Raw genomic sequence first — 14,653 nt, 5'->3', positions numbered from 1 at the left:
TGCTCCAGGCAGAGACGGAGAGGTGGCGAGTCGGAGCGCTTACGCGTGGGGCAAGCCTCCCGAGCCGGTGGGAGTGCGGTGGGTCAGGAGGCACTCATGGCCGGGCTGCCGGCCGAGCGGGTTCCGAACCCGAGCGCCCGCTTGAGGAACGGCGCCCCGAGTGGGGCGGGCTCGGGCAGGCCGGGGGTGGCGGTCAGGGTACGGGTGCGGTCGAAGGTGTGCTGAAGACGGCAATAGCTGAGGAACCCGGTGAGATGCGTGGCGACGAACTGCTCGGCCGGTGTGGCGTCATCGAAGCGCTCCGCACACTCCAGCCGAAGACCGGGGTAGTGGTCCTCGAAGGCGCTGAGCAGGTCTGCCAGCCGTGTGGGCGTGTGATGCACGATGTGGTAGGTGTACACCGCAGCACGGTCATGAGGTGTGTCGTGTCCGATGCGGACCATCGCTGCCGTCGCGTAGTCACTCGGCACGATGTTGAACGTTGCGGAGGAAGACGCCTCCAGCCTCAGCCGGACTTGTGCACCGGAGGAACGTTGGGCAAGGGCCGGGATACCGGGGGCCCCGCCGCTGGCAACAGCCTCGATCATGCGCCCCAGCAGCGCCAGAGGGTGCCCGGCCGCAGTCTCCGGCAGCGGTCGGTCGCTGGCGACGACGCCGGGCCGCAGCACCACCGCCGGACGGCCATGACCAGCACTCCAACCGCGGACCAGTTGCTCCGCCTCGTACTTGGAGGCGTCGTAATGCGTCACGAATCCATGAGCGTCGGTGAGGTCGTCTTCGCGCACCACACCGGCGGGCCTGTCCCCGGCAACCGCCATCGTGCTCACGTGCACCAGGCGGCAGCCTGGCCGGGTCCGGTCGACGAAGGCGAGCACCTGGGCCGTACCGTGGGCATTCACCCGAAAGAGCCGGTCCCGCTCACCCGCCAGCGCGATGTCGCCCGCACAGTGCCATACGGCATCGACCTGATCCGCCAGCCGTGTGTGCATCCCGGGCGATAACCCCAACCACGGCAGCGTCACGTCACCCGTGACGCATTGCAGCCGCCGCAGCGCATCGGCGCCCATATCGCCGTGCAGGCTGACCGCGGCCACGACCCGTCGCCGCAGGGCGACAAGGTCACCCCGGCCCAACGCGATCACACGCTGGTCCCGCGTCGTCAGCAGGGCATGGGCGATACGCGAACCTACGAACCCGGTGGCACCTGTAATCAAGACGGTCACGGCGTCAGCATGGACGAATGCGTAAGAAAGATCAAAACGCAAAGTAATCATCCAAAAATACTGTTCGATTGAAATCGCGTCGCTATCTGTCCCCGTTCGGGTGACTTACAGCTTCAGGGTCCTCGAGACGGGTACGTCTCCCGGCGGCTCCAGCGGGGCACTCAGACGTCGACAGAAGGCGCAACCGTGGCTACGGGCATCGTGAAGTGGTTCAACGCGGAAAAGGGCTTCGGATTCATCACGCCTGATGAGGGGGGTGAGGACGTCTTCGTCCACTACAGCGAAACCCAGGCGAAGGGATTCCGCTCTCTTGAGGAAGGGCAACGCGTCGCGTTCGAGGTCGGCAAAGGAACGAAGGGGCCGCAGGCGACGAACGTCACGATCTACTGACTGGCAGGGATGTGGACCCGACCCTGCCGGTGGGCGGCCGACGTGGTCGGCGGCCATGGCCTGCCGATACCTGTGGCCGGAGCTCTCCGGCCCGATCCGCCGAGGGAGAGCGGTGCGTCAGTAAAGCACTCCGCACTCGTGAACAGGTGGAGAGGCCGGTGATGACGTATCGGTGGCGTGCGGGGCGGGTAAGTCCTCACTGACCGCGTGTGTGGGGGATGGGCAGGGCCATGGGGCACGTCTTTGCGTTCGGTCCGGACATCGACGTGCCACGCCGGATTCACCCGCAGGCCGAACGGATCGGGCGCGGGCTTGACGCGTGGGCGGCCAAGACCGGCCTGGCGACCGGCGACTCCGGTCGGGCGCGGCTGCGTGCGGCGGGCTTTCACCGGATGGCGGCCCGCATGATCCCCGACGCCGCAGCGGGGGACGTCGAGCGGCTGGCGAGGTGGATCACGATGCTCTTCCACCTCGATGACGAGCAGGACGAAGGCCCCATGGGCCGCTCCCAGGCGGCGGTGGTCGATACCTACGCGGCGCTCACCGCAGTCCTCGACGGCCGCCCTCGCTCCACCCTGTCCCCGCAATCCCCGGTCGTCGCTGCGGTGGCCGGGCTGTGGCCCGCCAGCGCCGCCGGCATGTCGTCGGCCTGGCGCCGCCGCTTCCGCGACCACCTGCACCGGCACCGGGACGCCTTCCTGACGCAGATCGCTCACCGCCGACACGGCACCACACCGAGCCCGGAGGACTATCCCGCGCTGCGCAGGGACGCCAACGGCGCGTTCATGTACGACCTGGTCGAAGCCCTGCACCACGCCGAGGTCCCTGCCGGCATCGCAGCAACGCGTGCGTGGCAAGAGATGCGCGACGCGTCGAACGACCTGACCGCGTGGACCAACGACCTGCTGTCCTATCCGAGGGAGGCTGCGGCGGGGGAGAGCACGAACTACGTCATCGTCCTGCAGCGCGCGACAGGCTGCCCCCTCGCAGTCGCCGTACGGCAGGTGAGCGACCGCATCGAGCAGCGGGCCCGGCAGATGACCGCCGCACGCCGGGAGCTGCACCACGCCACCCGGCCGCTGAGCCCTTCCGCCCGGGCCGGTGTCGCCCAAGTCGCGCACACGATCTGCACCATGCCCGCAACGCACCTGGCCTGGCTTCAGGAATCCGGCCGCTACACGCCACCTGCCCGCCCCGCACAGCACACGCCGAGCCGCTGACCGCACCGCCCGGCACGTTGGCACCGGCTGCCACCGCTGGGCCGGCCGCGAGCCGTGGGGCCGCCGAGCCGCGGCAGCCGCAGGTGTCCAGCCGACGACATGTCCGACCGATCAGGAAAGGCCATGAGATGACGGGAACCTTAATGCAGCCCGAAGGCCGGGACGACGAACAGCACGCACTGCGGCAGTGCACGGAGCGGGTGGCTGACCGGGTCGCGGCCGCGTTCGACGACCGCGGCGCCTTCCGGGAGCCGACGCTGAGCCGCGTACTGGAGTCCGCGCTCACGCTCGCCCTCTTACGCCGACGGCGCCTCTACCCCCGCGTCCAGGCAGGTCTGGAGCACTTCATCACCACCTGCCGGACCGACCCACACCTGCATCCTGTGGAACAGGTACTCGCCCGGGCGGCGCTGGGCCTGCCCCAGCAGCCGCACGTCCTCGACCACGCGCTGGCCGACACGCCTGCTCACACTCGGGGCCGCAAGCGGAGGCTGTTCGCTCTCTACCTGGCCGTCCTCGGACAGGGACCCTACCCAGCCGAGGCCGCCCGCCTGGACTACCGCGGGCAGACCACCTGGGGAGAAGTCACCGGCTGCGCCATGAAGATACTCGCCGCCCACGGCCTTGGTCAGGAACCGGCCGCGGAGGACAGCCGCTTCCTCACGGGCCGACTGGCGGCGGGCCGACGCGAGGTGTGGGAGGGTAACGTCGGTGCGCACGCTCTGGCCCTGATCGCCCTGCACCACGCCGACCCGGGCAGCCCGCTCGTCACCGACGGCATCGACGCCCTGCTGCACGTACGCAACGCCGACGGTGGGCTCCCCTTCGTCGCCGGCCACACCCTCTTCCTGTCCGCCGTCGCCGCCCTGGCCCTGGCCCGCTGCGCCCTGCCCCAGCACCAGGAACTGGTGCTGGACATCGGAGACTACCTCGCCCTCCACCAGCATCCCGACGGTGGCTGGGCCTACACCGAACGCGTCACCCAGTGCGACGCCGAGAGCACCGGCGCCGTCCTCGAAGCCCTCCACGCCATCGACTCCGTCCGCCATGCTCATGCTCTTCACCGCGGGCGCGCCCACCTGGCCCGCCTGGCCGGCGACGACGGAGGCTTCCCCACCTATCTGCACGGCGATCCCTCCGAAGCCGTTATGACCGCCAACGCCATCCTCGCCCTCGCTCCTGACGCCGACCGCTACGCCCCCCTCCTGCATCGCGCCACGCTCCACCTGCTGGACGTTCAGCACTCCGACGGCACGTTCGAACGCAGCTGGAGTCTGGCCGAAACCCACGGCCTGCGCCGCGCCACCGCTGCCCTGACCTGCCTGCCACCCGCGATCAGCGTCCCGCTGGGCGAACGCGTCCAGATGTCTCTGCGTCGGACCGGTGCCTACCTCGAGCGGACGCAGAACCCGGATGGGGGCTTCGGCCACCAGGCGGGGGATGACAGCGACGCCAGCAGCACCGCTCACGCCCTCAGTGTGGCCGCCGCCCTGGATCGCCCAGCCTGGACCGGCAAAGCCCTCGCCTATCTGCTCGCTCACCAGCAACCCGACGGCGCCTTCACCTCACCCCCCGAGCAACTCGCGCCTCGCCCCATCCCCTACTACCACCCCACCCACGCTTCCGTCTTCGCCCTCACCGCACTGGGCGACCTACGCCATGCCGCGTAGCCGGTCATCGAGGTTCGACCGGTGCGAGGCGGGGACGCGGAAGGCGTAGGACGTGCGTGGATCGCTTCATCGGCGCACCTCACAGCCGGAGGACCACAACCTTCATGCTCCACATCGCCCGTGGAATCCCAACGTGGAAACGCACGGGAAGACCACGGTGGCAACGTGCCTTGGCCCCGTGGCCCAGTACCTGAAGCCACCCCGTGGCTGGCGAAGAGCAGCCGGTAAGGCCACGCGACTGCCCGTCAACGCCGATCGCCACTACCCGAGAAGTCGACTCGGCGAGAGCTTGTCCAGGCCAAGTTGAGCATCGGTTCGTTCGAAGTCATACGGCAGTGATCGAGCCACGCCGTTGCACAGGATCGATGGGACGGTAGTGCAGTGCCGTCCCGGACGGGGGTCTGACTCATGAGATCTATGACCGAAGTGTCCAGTCACGGACCTGTCGACTGTCGTTGCGGGATGCTGCCTGCCACCGAGCCACAGGGCGTGTCCCAATAGGGGCCTTGCCGAGTTTCAGGCGCCATCACGGTTCAGACCGCCCGAGCAGGCCGGTGCCATCCACCCCAGCCATCACCTCACCACTTGGGAGACGACCCATCATGACGACCAGACAGCGCAGCACCTCCTCCACCAGCACGGATCCTCCTGTGCCGGGCGAGGTCGTCCTGGGCGTGGACACGCACGGCGAGGTGCATGTCGCGGCCGTGATCTCCCCGCTGGGGAAGGTTCTGGGAACCGAGTCCTTTCCGGCAACGGCGGCCGGCTACCGGCAGCTGCTTGTGTGGGCCCGTAAGCGGGGGACGGTGCGTCGAGCGGGGGTAGAGGGCACCGGCACATTCGGCGCGGGCCTGTCCCGCTACCTGCTCGCCCAGCAGATCCAGGTCTTCGAAGTGAACCGGCCCGACCGGTCAGTCCGCCGACTGCTCGGGAAGTCGGACCCGCTCGACGCTCAGGCCGCCGCGCGAGCCGTGCTCAGTGGCCGCGCCCGGGCCCGGGCCAAGTCCGGCGACGGTCCGGTGCACAGCGCCCGGATCTTCAAGCTCGCCAAGGACTCCGCAGTCAAGGCCCGCACCCAGGCGATCAACCAGCTCAAAGCCGTCCTGGTCATCGCCGAGCCCGCCTTGCGGGAACGGCTGACCAGCCTGGGTAACCGCGAGCTGTTCCGCACCTGCGCACGCCTCGGCCTACCCGGCGGTGGAGGAGATGAGGACGCGGTGACGGTGACCCAGGCCACCCACCTCACGTTGCGCATGCTCGCCGAACGCATCGAGCAGCTCACCGTGCAGATCACCGAGCTGAACCAACGCCTGACCCGGCTTGTCGAAAACCACGCCCCACAGCTACTCGTACCGGTGGGCATCGGCCCGGACAGCGCAGTCACTCTCCTGATCACCATGGGAGACAACCCTGAGCGGCTGAACACCGAGGCGTCCTTTGCAGCCCTTTGCGGAGTCAACCCCATCGAGTACTCCTCCGGCCGGCGGAGCACGCGCCGACTCAACTACGGCGGCGACCGGCAGGCCAACGCCGCCCTGCACCGCATCGTCTTCACCCGCCTGCGCCATGACCCGCGTACCCAGGCGTACTACGAACGCCGCACCCAGGAAGGCAAGACCCGACGCGAGATCATCCGATGCCTCAAGCGATACGCAGCCCGCGAGGTCTTCAACCTGGTCAGACCGGGTTCCCGCACCCCTGCGTTATAGGGGCGTCCGTGAGACGTGAGAGGGTCTGGGGCGTGAGTGAGACACCCCCGAACACCCTGCAATACCGCTTTGACGGGCCAGAAGACGCTCCGGTCCTGATCCTGGGTCCCTCACTGGGTACCACATGGCACATGTGGGACCGTCAGGTGCCGGAGCTGGCCGAGCAGTGGCGGATCTTCCGTTTCGACCTGCCCGGTCACGGCGGGGCCCCGGCCCACCCGGCCGGCTCCGTCGCCGAGCTGACCGCCCGGCTGCTGGCCACGCTGGACGCGCTCGGCGTGCAGCGGTTCGGCTACGCGGGCTGTGCGCTGGGCGGGGCGATCGGCATCGAGCTGGCCCTGCGCCACCCCGAGCGGCTCGCCTCGCTCGCCCTGGTCGCGGCCTCGCCCCGGTTCGGCACCGCGGACGAGTTCCGGCAGCGCGGGGTGGTCGTGCGCTCCAACGGGCTCGACCCGATCGCCCGGACCGCGCCCGACCGCTGGTTCACCGGCGGGTTCGCCGCCGCGCAGCCCGCGATCACCGAGTGGGCCGTACAGATGGTCCGCACCACCGACCCGGGCTGCTACATCGCCGCCTGCGAGGCCCTCGCCGCCTTCGACGTACGGCCCGAGCTGGGCCGGGTCGGGGTGCCGACCCTGGTGCTGGTCGGTTCCGACGACCAGGTCACCGGCCCCGCCGAGGCCCGTACCCTGGTCGCCGGCATCCCGGACGCCCGGCTCGCGGTCGTCCCCGGCGCCTCCCACCTGGTGCCGGTCGAGCAGCCCGCCGCCGTCACCGACCTGCTGGTGCACCACTTCGGCACCGCCTGGCAGCAGCCCTTCGACACCGGGCAGACCGTCCTGCCGGGCACGCCGGCCGCCCCGGTCGCGGTCCCGGCCGCGGCACCGCAGCCCGCGCCGGTCGCCGAGATCGCCCCGGCTCCCGCACCGGCACAGCCCGTCGGACCGCCGGACCGCTACCGGACCGGGCTGAAGATCCGCCGCGAGGTGCTCGGCGACGCGCACGTGGACCGGGTCCTGGCCCAGGCCGACGAGTTCTCCGGGGACTTCCAGGACTTCGTCACCCGCTACGCCTGGGGCGAGATCTGGGACCGGCCGGGCCTGGACCGCCGCACCCGCAGCTGCATCACGCTCACCGCGCTGGTCGCGGGCGGCCACCTGGAGGAGCTGGCCTCCCACACGCGGGCGGCCCTGCGCAACGGGCTCACCCCGGAGGAGATCAAGGAGGTGCTGCTCCAGGCGGCCGTCTACTGCGGGGTGCCGGCCGCGAACAGCGCGTTCCGCGTGGCCCGGCAGGTGATCCGGGAGGAGACCACGCCCGCCGGGTAGCGCCCGGGAGACGGCCGCGGGCGGCAGGATGGGGAGACATGAAGCTGACGAAGAAATCCCACGCCTGTGTCCGCCTCGACAAGGACGGGCAGATCCTCGTCATCGATCCGGGCGCCTTCTCCGAGGAGGACGCGGCGCTCGGCGCGGACGCGATCCTGGTCACCCACGAGCACCCGGACCACTTCGACGAGTTCCGGCTGCGGGCCGCCATGGAGAACAACCCGGCCGCCGAGATCTGGACGCTGAAGGCCGTCGCCGAGCGGATCACGGCGGCCTTCCCGGGCCGCGTGCACACCGTCGGCCACGGCGACACCTTCACCGCGGCCGGCTTCGACGTCCAGGTCCACGGCGAACTCCACGCGGTGATCCACCCGGACCTCCCGCGCGTCACCAACGTCGGCTACCTGCTCGACGGCGGGAAGGTCTTCCACCCCGGCGACGCCCTCACCGTGCCCGGCCGGGCGGTGGAGACGCTGCTGGTGCCGGTGATGGCCCCCTGGAACAAGATCTCCGAGGTGATCGACTACGTCCGCGAGGTGGGCCCGCGGCGCGCGTACGACGTCCACGACGCCCTGCTCACCGACCTCGCCCTGCCGATCTACGAGGGCCACCTCGGCCGCCTGGGCGGCACGGCACACCAGCGGCTCCACCCGGGGGCGTGGACCGAGCTCTGAGCCCGTTGTCAGTGGCTCCGGGTAGGTTGTGAGGCATGCGCATCGCTACCTGGAACGTGAACTCGATCACCGCCCGCCTTCCCCGGCTGCTGGCCTGGCTGGAGAGCAGCGGCACCGACGTGCTCTGCCTCCAGGAGGCCAAGATCGCCGAGGAGCAGTTCCCGTTCGAGCAGCTCCGCGAGCTGGGGTACGAGGCCGCGGTCCACGCGACCGGCCGGTGGAACGGCGTGGCGGTGCTCTCCCGCGTCGGCATCGAGGACGTGGTCAAGGGCCTGCCCGGCGACCCGGGTTTCGACGGCGTCACCGAGCCGCGCGCCATCTCGGCGACCTGCGGCCCGGTCCGCGTCTGGTCGGTGTACGTGCCGAACGGCCGCGAGGTCGGCCACCCGCACTACGCGTACAAGCTCCAGTGGTTCGAGGCCCTGAAGGCGGCCGTGTACGGCGACGCCCAGGGCGACCGCCCCTTCGCCGTCCTGGGGGACTACAACGTGGCGCCGACCGACGACGACGTCTTCGACCCGGCCGCCTTCGAGGGCTCCACCCACGTCACCCCGGCCGAGCGCGCCGCCCTGGCCGCCCTGCGCGAGGCGGGCCTCGGCGACGTCGTGCCACGCCCGCTGAAGTACGACCACCCGTTCACGTACTGGGACTACCGCCAGCTCTGCTTCCCGAAGAACCGCGGCATGCGCATCGACCTGGTCTACGGCAACCAGCCGTTCGCGCAGGCCGTCAAGGACGCCTACGTCGACCGGGAGGAGCGCAAGGGCAAGGGCGCCTCCGACCACGCGCCGGTGGTGGTCGACCTGGACGTGTGATGCCACGCTGGGTCCATGCACCTTCCGTTCCTGGGCCCCCGGCACAAGAAGAACGGTGACGCGGCCCTCACCGCAGGCCCCGAGGCGTTCTCCTCCGACCCCGGGGCGCTCGCCGCGCTGCTGTCCGAATGCGACCTGCTGCGTTCCCAGGCGGAGCGGGCGGGAGTCCGCCTGGACGGCAGCCCGGCCTCCCTGGAGGCCCTGGACCAGATGGCCCCGCGCTGGCGCGACGACCCCGAGACCCTGCCCGGGCTGGGCCACGACGCCGGGCTGTACCTGGGCACCGTCGTGGTGCGCACCGTGCCCGGCGCCGGCTGGCGGATCCGGCCCGACGGTGAGCCCGTCGTACGGCTCGCCTCGGGCCGGGCGGTGGAGGTGGTGCCGGCCGGGCAGGAGTGGGCGGCCTGCGGGGTCCCCGAGCTCTCCCAGCTGTACGCGGAGATCGCCGAGAGCTGACTCCCCGTGCCCCCTGGACATCTCCGCCTACTGTGCGCACGGCTGTTGCCCGGAAGGCACAAGGGCCCGTCAACTCCGCTGTGCTGCGGACGGGTTGCGGCCCCCGGCAAAGCCGCCTTGGGGGTGAGTCCGTCGGCGGTGGAGTACGCGGAGCGCGGGCAACGGGGGAGTGCGGCCCGGGGGCGGGCCGCCCGGCGACGACCCGGTGGCCGGGACGTTCCCGCACCACCCACCCGGACCGGGACCCGGCCCGCTGCCCGCCCCGGTCGCCGGACTCACCCTGTACCACGGCTCGGTGCTCGCCGAGGTCCTGCGCTCGGGGGTGAACGCCGTCGAACGCGGCCGACGGAAGGCCGCGTTCGCGCTCGGCTCACGCAAGACGCAGGTCACCGCGCACGTCCCGGCCCCCCGGGCGGCGCGCGCCGTGCTGTCCCTGCTCACCGGCCAGTTGGCGGTCGCGCCGAAGGACGCCTCCCTCGGCTTTCTCGTCGCCCACGAGGAGTTCCTCCACGCCGGGAAGCCCATCGCCTCGGATCTCGACTACGATTTGCCGTTCATCCCCGTGGTGAGGGTGATCTCGCCGATCCACACCGGGATGTGCATGCTGCTCTCGTGGTTCGCCGACTGGGTGTACCGGCGTGAGTGGCGCAGCCCCAAGACCAAGGGGGTGGCGGACGCCACGCCCGGGCCGGGGGCGCTGCTGCCGGTGGGGTGCCCCCCACGGCCCCGAGAGCATGAGGGGGGCGGCAGTTCACGCGGGCCATGCTCGTCCGGCGGCAGCCGGAGATCACTGCTCGCCGAGCGGGACGGACACGTACGACGGGTCGTCCTCGGGCGAGGAGAAGGTCAGCTGCGCGCCGGACGGGTTGTGCTCGGCGTAGAGCGGGTCGACCGTGTCGACCACCAGTGCGAGGCGGTGCCCGGCGGGGACGTCGTAGGCCGTGGAGAACAGCTCCAGGTCGACGGCGAACGGTTCGCCGGGCGTCCGCCCGTGCCAGGTGTACGGCGCGTGCGTGACCAGCTTGCCGAAGCCCAGGGGACCGACGTCGTACAGATAGGCGACGAGGGTGCCGCTCTCCTTCGTCGGCGTGAGCGTGGTGTGCAGGGCGGTGGTGCCGCGCACCCGCTGCGTGCCGTCGTGGCGCTCCGACTGCCACACGGCCGCCCAGCGGCGCGGCAGCAGCGGCATCGACGCGACGGGCGGGAGCTGGGCGACCTGGTCGAGGATGCTGGAGAGGAAGACGATCCCGCCGTCCGCGCCGGAGTCGACGTTCGCGTGGATGGTGGTGGAGCCCGCGAGCGCGATCTTCTTCCGGGTCGCGGCGACCGACTTCCAGTCCGGGTAGCCCTCGTACTCCCCCGCGCCACGGGACTTCAGCCGGACCGGCTGTTCGCGGTCGACGCCGTTGTCGGCGCCCCTCAGGTAGTGGTCGAACCAGCGGCGGGTGTCCGTCCACACGTCGTTGGGCAGCCCGAACAGGCCGGTCAGTTCGGGTGTCGCGTGGTCGCCGGGCCGCAGTTCGAGGCGCTTGGGGACGGTCAGCTTCTCGTAGAAGGAGGCGTACTGGTTCGCCGGGAAGACCGTGTCGCCCCAGGCGTTGGCCAGCATGACGGCGGCGCCGTTCTTGTTGAGCTGGTCGACATAGGTTGCGGCGGAACGTTTCCGCCCCCAGTCGATCATGTCCTGTTCCTTCGACAGGTTCGAGGAGTACAGGTTGTCGAAGATCTCCCGGAGTTCGGGGCTCTCCCGGCCCGTGAGGGTGCCCGCTCCGTCCAGCACGGCCGCCGCCTGGAGGTGCTGGGTGCGCCCCGAGTAGATCGAGTCGATCAGGTCGGCCCAGCCGCTGAGCGCGGCCACGGCCTTGACCCGCTTGTCGTGGGCGGCGGTGAGCAGGCTGATCCCGGCGCCGTACGACACCCCGGCCATGCCGATGCGGTCCGGGTCGGCCGGGGTGTGGTCGAGGGCCCAGTCGATGACCTTCGAGGCGTCCGCTGTGTCGGGCGGACCGGCCACTTCTATCCGGCCGCCGGACTGCCAGAATCCGCGCACGTTGTAGGCGAGCACCACGTAACCGGAGTCGGCCAGCTTCTGGGCCTGGGCCAGGTACTCCACCTGGGGCAGGCCCCAGCTCGTGGGCAGCACGATGAGCGGATAGCGGTGCGTGCCGTCGGCGCCCTCGGGCGTGAGGACGTTGGCCTTGAGCACGGTGCCGCCGTCGCCGGTGATGTCCACGAAGCGGATGGACGGGGCGGCTTCGGCGGCCGGCGCCAGGCCCGTGACGGTACCGGCGAGCAGCGCCGCGGAGACGGCCGCGGCGGCGGAGGCGCGCAGCCCGGTGTGACTGTGTCCCATGGGTCACTCCTTCACGTGAGTAGGTTTCACGTGGGTCGATGCAAAGTGACCCGACGGTAACCTCGTCCCCTTACCGCAAGTAACCCGTCGGTAAGTTACGTACGGGTAAAGATTGTTGACGTCTCACTCAGCGTCGGCGGCGGGCTCCGGCAGCGGCGTGCGCGCCGCCCGCGTCACGTCCGCCACCAGCTCCACCACATCGGGGCCGTACGCCTCGGAGTTGACCACCTTCAGCAGCAGGACGAAGGAACCGCCGCCGTGCTTGCGGGCCAACCGCTCGTACTCACGGGCGAGATAGCGGGTCGCGGCCTGGTTGGTGACGGCGCGCTGGCCGCAGAAGAGGAACACCGGGCGGGCGTCTCCCCGTCCGTCCACGGTGAGCCGGGCGAGCAGTACGTACTCGCTCCGGCCGCGTTCCATGCGGTACGTCTCCGCGCCGATCCGCAGCGCGCCCAGCTCCGGACCGCTCTCGGCCTCCACGTTCATCCGCACACCCGGCAGCAGCGAGGAGAGATGGGCCGCCATCCGGTCGTTCGAGTAGGGCCCCCCGACGCAGAACTCCGTCCGTCCGCCGAAGCCCTGCCGGGTCGCGTCGTGCGCCACGATCTCGACACGCGCGTGGCAGTCCTTGATGAGCGCGGAGAGTTCCAGCAGCGCGAACATGTCGTACCGCGCCACCGTCAGCTCCGGCCCGCCCGCCTTGCGGTTGACCACGAGCAGTGCCTCGGAGTGGTCCGGCAGCCCGAAGAAGGCCTGTTTGCGGCGGAGTCGGCGCCGCCAGAGGAACGTACGGGCGAGCCAGCCCAGCGCGGCGGATATGCCCGCCGCGACGACCCCCAGGACGATGTTGCGCACGTCGTCGTTCATGGCCGCGCATGCTAGCGGGCCCGGGCGACGACCACGGGCCTCAGGCGTACTGTCGGTAGTACCGGCAATCCGGTTACGCTGCGCGGACTGTCCCGACGGGAGGTTCGGATGGGTCGTCCTGGTACGCGGAAACTGGCGGTCCTGGCGGTCTCGGCCGCCGTGGTGTCGGTGGGGGCGGCGGCGCCACCCGCCGCGACAACGGACAAGGCGGTGGGCAAGGTTCCCGTGGCCGTCGGCTACGGCGGTGCCGTGGCCAGCGTCGACGCGGACGCCTCGGCCGCCGGTATCGAGGTCCTCAAGCACGGCGGCAACGCGGTGGACGCGGCCGTCGCCACCGCCGCCGCGCTCGGCGTCTCCGAGCCCTACTCCGCCGGCATCGGCGGAGGCGGCTACTTCGTCTACTACGACGCGAGAACCCGCACGGTGCACACCATCGACGGACGCGAGACCGCGCCGCTCAGCGCCGACGCCGACCTGTTCACCGAGAACGGCAAGCCGCTCGCCTTCGCCGACGCCGTCAGCAGCGGCCTCAGCGTCGGCACCCCGGGCACGCCCGCCACCTGGCAGAAGGCGCTGGACGAGTGGGGCAGCACCTCGCTGCGCACCCTGCTGAAGCCCGCCGAGCGGCTCGCCCGCGACGGCTTCACGGTGGACGACACCTTCCGCGCGCAGACCGCGGCGAACGAGACCCGGTTCCGCTACTTCCCCGACACCGCGAAGCTCTTCCTGCCGGGCGGGCGGCTGCCCGTCGTCGGTTCCAGATTCAAGAACCCCGAACTGGCCCGCACCTACGAGCAGCTCGGCCGGCAGGGCGTCGGCGCGCTCTACCGCGGGGACATCGGCGACGACATCGTCCGGACGGCCGAACACCCGCCCGTGGACCCCGCCTCCGGCTGGAAGGCGCGCCCCGGCAAGCTGGCCGAGAAGGACCTGGCCGTCTACCGCGCCAAGGTCCAGGCGCCCACCAGGACGTCGTACCGCGGCCTCGACGTGTACTCCATCGCGCCCTCCTCCTCCGGCGGCACCACCGTCGGCGAGGCGCTCAACATCCTGGAGCGCACCGACCTCTCCAAGGCGAGCGAGGTGCGGTACCTGCACCGCTACATCGAGGCCAGCCGGATCGCCTTCGCCGACCGCGGGCGCTGGGTCGGCGACCCCGCCTTCGAGGACGTCCCCACCCGGCAGCTGCTCTCGCAGCGCTACGCCGACTCGCGGGCCTGCCTCGTCAAGGACGACGCCGTGCTCGGCAGCCCGCTCGCACCCGGCGACCCGCGCCACCCCGCTCCCTGCGGCCGGGGCGGTACGGCCGCCCCGACGACCTACGAGGGGGAGAACACCACCCACCTCACCGTCGCCGACAAATGGGGCAACGTCGTCGCCTACACGCTCACCATCGAGCAGACCGGCGGCAGCGGCATCACCGTGCCGGGCCGGGGCTTCCTGCTCAACAACGAGCTGACCGACTTCTCCTTCGCCCCGGCCAACCCGGCGGTGCACGACCCGAACCTGCCCGGCCCGGGCAAGCGGCCGCGCTCCTCGATCTCCCCGACGATCGTCCTCGACCGGCACGACAGGCCGGTGGTGGCGGTCGGTTCGCCGGGAGGCGCGACCATCATCACCACCGTCCTGCAGACCCTCACCGGCTTCCTGGACCGGCACCTGCCGCTGGTCGACGCGATCGCCGCACCCCGCGCCAGCCAGCGCAACGCGGCCCAGACCGAGCTGGAACCCGGGCTGTACGACAGCGGCCTGAGGAAGCAGCTGGAGGCCATCGGGCACAGCTTCAAGGAGAACCCCGAGATCGGCGCGGCCACCGGCGTGCAGCGGCTGCCCGGCGGTAAGTGGCTGGCCGCCGCCGAGCGGACACGGCGCGGCGGCGGCTCGGCGATGGTGGTGGACCCGGCGCCCTGACGCGCCGGACGCTCACCCCTGGGCTCACCACTCCGGA

The 14,653-nt window shown here is 71.1% G+C and carries 12 protein-coding genes and 1 pseudogene; 10 read left to right on the top strand and 3 right to left on the bottom strand.

Annotated features, from left to right (window positions below; all coding sequences use genetic code 11):
- Positions 1 to 83: 83 nt before the first annotated feature.
- Positions 84 to 1,274, bottom strand: coding sequence for an SDR family oxidoreductase (locus tag ACZ7N4_RS13815; RefSeq protein WP_471357704.1), 1,191 nt, complete (start codon positions 1,272 to 1,274; stop codon positions 84 to 86).
- A 135-nt stretch (positions 1,275 to 1,409) separates the two neighbouring features.
- Here ACZ7N4_RS13815 and ACZ7N4_RS13810 point away from each other — a divergent pair, with 135 nt between their 5' ends.
- The 9 genes and pseudogenes from ACZ7N4_RS13810 to ACZ7N4_RS13770 form a co-directional block, all read left to right on the top strand.
- On the top strand, positions 1,410 to 1,613 hold the full coding sequence (locus ACZ7N4_RS13810) for a cold-shock protein (RefSeq protein ID WP_471357701.1): 204 nt from the start codon (positions 1,410 to 1,412) through the stop codon (positions 1,611 to 1,613).
- Positions 1,614 to 1,843: 230 nt separating this feature from the next.
- Positions 1,844 to 2,833: a terpene synthase family protein gene (locus ACZ7N4_RS13805; RefSeq protein WP_471357700.1), complete on the top strand. Its 990-nt coding sequence runs from the start codon at positions 1,844 to 1,846 to the stop codon at positions 2,831 to 2,833.
- A gap of 128 nt (positions 2,834 to 2,961) precedes the next feature.
- On the top strand, positions 2,962 to 4,503 hold the full coding sequence (locus ACZ7N4_RS13800) for a prenyltransferase/squalene oxidase repeat-containing protein (protein WP_471357697.1): 1,542 nt from the start codon (positions 2,962 to 2,964) through the stop codon (positions 4,501 to 4,503).
- 602 nt (positions 4,504 to 5,105) lie between these two features.
- Positions 5,106 to 6,212: an IS110 family RNA-guided transposase gene (locus ACZ7N4_RS13795; protein ID WP_471357694.1), complete on the top strand. Its 1,107-nt coding sequence runs from the start codon at positions 5,106 to 5,108 to the stop codon at positions 6,210 to 6,212.
- Between the two features lie 32 nt (positions 6,213 to 6,244).
- Complete coding sequence (gene pcaDC / locus ACZ7N4_RS13790) at positions 6,245 to 7,540, top strand: bifunctional 3-oxoadipate enol-lactonase/4-carboxymuconolactone decarboxylase PcaDC (protein ID WP_471357691.1); 1,296 nt, start codon at positions 6,245 to 6,247, stop codon at positions 7,538 to 7,540.
- Positions 7,541 to 7,578: 38 nt separating this feature from the next.
- A complete protein-coding gene (locus tag ACZ7N4_RS13785) occupies positions 7,579 to 8,214 on the top strand; it encodes an MBL fold metallo-hydrolase (protein WP_471357689.1) in 636 nt (211 codons plus the stop codon).
- Between the two features lie 35 nt (positions 8,215 to 8,249).
- Positions 8,250 to 9,029, top strand: a complete 780-nt coding sequence (locus ACZ7N4_RS13780) for an exodeoxyribonuclease III (protein ID WP_471357686.1) — start codon at positions 8,250 to 8,252, stop codon at positions 9,027 to 9,029.
- A gap of 15 nt (positions 9,030 to 9,044) precedes the next feature.
- Complete coding sequence (locus ACZ7N4_RS13775) at positions 9,045 to 9,485, top strand: DUF6278 family protein (protein WP_471357685.1); 441 nt, start codon at positions 9,045 to 9,047, stop codon at positions 9,483 to 9,485.
- Positions 9,486 to 9,735: 250 nt separating this feature from the next.
- Positions 9,736 to 10,197 (top strand): annotated as a pseudogene (locus tag ACZ7N4_RS13770) (amino acid ABC transporter permease); the annotation flags it as partial.
- Positions 10,198 to 10,272: 75 nt separating this feature from the next.
- Here the strand turns inward: ACZ7N4_RS13770 and ACZ7N4_RS13765 are convergent.
- Both ACZ7N4_RS13765 and ACZ7N4_RS13760 read right to left on the bottom strand, forming a co-directional pair.
- The gene (locus tag ACZ7N4_RS13765; RefSeq protein ID WP_471357681.1) at positions 10,273 to 11,838 is read right to left on the bottom strand and encodes an alpha/beta fold hydrolase; all 1,566 of its coding nucleotides are present in this window, start codon (positions 11,836 to 11,838) and stop codon (positions 10,273 to 10,275) included.
- Positions 11,839 to 11,961: 123 nt separating this feature from the next.
- Positions 11,962 to 12,705 carry a hypothetical protein gene (locus tag ACZ7N4_RS13760; RefSeq protein WP_471357678.1) on the bottom strand — a complete coding sequence of 248 codons (744 nt, stop codon included), beginning with the start codon at positions 12,703 to 12,705 and terminating at the stop codon, positions 11,962 to 11,964.
- Between the two features lie 108 nt (positions 12,706 to 12,813).
- Here ACZ7N4_RS13760 and ggt point away from each other — a divergent pair, with 108 nt between their 5' ends.
- A complete protein-coding gene (gene ggt, locus ACZ7N4_RS13755) occupies positions 12,814 to 14,616 on the top strand; it encodes a gamma-glutamyltransferase (RefSeq protein ID WP_471357675.1) in 1,803 nt (600 codons plus the stop codon).
- The last annotated feature ends 37 nt before the right edge of the window (positions 14,617 to 14,653 follow it).

It is taken from the genome of Streptomyces sp. NPDC107654, from assembly GCF_055639035.1.
The sequence above is the reverse complement of the archived record's forward strand: the minus strand, read 5'-3'. Positions and strand labels throughout refer to the sequence as shown.

What these genes read in the sequence shown, in the direction of transcription:
- ACZ7N4_RS13815 (WP_471357704.1), bottom strand. Translation starts at nt 1,274, where the DNA reads ATGATTACTTTGCGTTTTGATCTTTCTTACGCATTCGTCCATGCTGAC.
- ACZ7N4_RS13805 (WP_471357700.1), top strand. Translation starts at nt 1,844, where the DNA reads ATGGGGCACGTCTTTGCGTTCGGTCCGGACATCGACGTGCCACGCCGG.
- ACZ7N4_RS13800 (WP_471357697.1), top strand. Translation starts at nt 2,962, where the DNA reads ATGACGGGAACCTTAATGCAGCCCGAAGGCCGGGACGACGAACAGCAC.
- ACZ7N4_RS13795 (WP_471357694.1), top strand. Translation starts at nt 5,106, where the DNA reads ATGACGACCAGACAGCGCAGCACCTCCTCCACCAGCACGGATCCTCCT.
- ACZ7N4_RS13785 (WP_471357689.1), top strand. Translation starts at nt 7,579, where the DNA reads ATGAAGCTGACGAAGAAATCCCACGCCTGTGTCCGCCTCGACAAGGAC.
- ACZ7N4_RS13780 (WP_471357686.1), top strand. Translation starts at nt 8,250, where the DNA reads ATGCGCATCGCTACCTGGAACGTGAACTCGATCACCGCCCGCCTTCCC.
- ACZ7N4_RS13775 (WP_471357685.1), top strand. Translation starts at nt 9,045, where the DNA reads ATGCACCTTCCGTTCCTGGGCCCCCGGCACAAGAAGAACGGTGACGCG.
- ACZ7N4_RS13765 (WP_471357681.1), bottom strand. Translation starts at nt 11,838, where the DNA reads ATGGGACACAGTCACACCGGGCTGCGCGCCTCCGCCGCCGCGGCCGTC.
- ACZ7N4_RS13760 (WP_471357678.1), bottom strand. Translation starts at nt 12,705, where the DNA reads ATGAACGACGACGTGCGCAACATCGTCCTGGGGGTCGTCGCGGCGGGC.
- ggt (WP_471357675.1), top strand. Translation starts at nt 12,814, where the DNA reads ATGGGTCGTCCTGGTACGCGGAAACTGGCGGTCCTGGCGGTCTCGGCC.